A 1,202-nucleotide genomic window follows, 5' to 3' on the forward strand; every position below is an offset into this window, starting at 1 on the left:
CTAACCTAATCGCTTCTTTTCTCCTTCAGGTTCTTCGCTTCTCTATCCTTGGTGTCGGTTTAGGTGCGATCGCTGGCACGGTTTTAACCGTGGTGGATCCGAGCAAATTACCTCTACATCCAAAACCCACCGCTACTAATTCCCCGACTCCCAAACCCGTCACCCCAAAACTGACCACGTTAGTTTTAAACGAAAATCTCAGCAGCCTCAACCAGAAATTACAGGCTTTAGCGGTCAAATATCCGAAATTACAGGCGGGAGCTTTATTTATTGACCTCGATAACGGTGCTTACGCTAATTTTCGCGGAGATACTATTTTTGCCGCCGCTAGTACGATTAAAATCCCGATTCTGGTGGCCTTTTTTGAGGATGTGGACGCGGGGAAAATTCGTCTCGATGAAACCCTTGTGGCCACTAAGGATGTCCTGGCCAGTGGGTCCGGGGATATGCAGTATCTAGGAGTGAATAAAACCTATACTGCCCTAGAAACCGCCACTAAAATGAACGTAATTAGCGATAATACCGCTACTAATATGTTAATTAAGCGCATGGGCGGCAAAAAGGCTCTTAATCAGCGTTTTCAAGCTTGGGGTTTGACCAGTACGGTAATTAATAACCCTTTACCAGACTTGGAAGGAACCAATACCACAAGTCCGAGAGATTTGGTGACAATCTTAGGAAAAGTTAATCAAGGGGAATTACTCAGTTTACGTTCCCGCGATCGTCTATTGAATATTATGCAGGAAACGCGCACTCGCACCCTGCTGCCCCAAGGTATCGAGAAATCCGCCGATATTGCCCATAAAACCGGTGATATTGGCTCGATGTTAGCGGATGCGGGGATTATTGATATGCCCAACGGGAAACGCTATCTAGGAGCAGTGATGGTGAAACGTCCCCACAATGATAGTAACGCTAGGACTCTGATTCAACAAATATCGCGCACGGCCTACCAACACTTTAAATGGTATCAAACTCAACCCGCAGCCAAACCGCAACCAGTCGCCCAGTCTTCTCCCTCTCCTAGTCCGGTCCCTAGTCCTAGTCCGGGTAATTAGGGTTTGCGGCAAAAAGTTTTTCGTGGGGGTAGGGTGTGGGGTGTGGGGTGTGGGGTGTGGGGTGTGGGGTTTTACCCATTTTCAGGTGGTCAATTACCTAATTTTCAGGGAAAAAGTCCAGGAATTTTGCCCCCGATCCCCGCA

1 protein-coding gene is annotated in these 1,202 nt (G+C 47.8%); it reads left to right on the top strand.

What is annotated here, in order from left to right:
• A partial coding sequence (locus PX481_RS24690) for a serine hydrolase (protein WP_288096577.1) occupies positions 1-1,058 on the top strand: 1,058 nt, incomplete at its 5' end.
• Positions 1,059-1,202 lie beyond the last annotated feature (144 nt).

It is taken from the genome of Microcystis sp. M53603_WE2 (genome assembly GCF_030065435.1).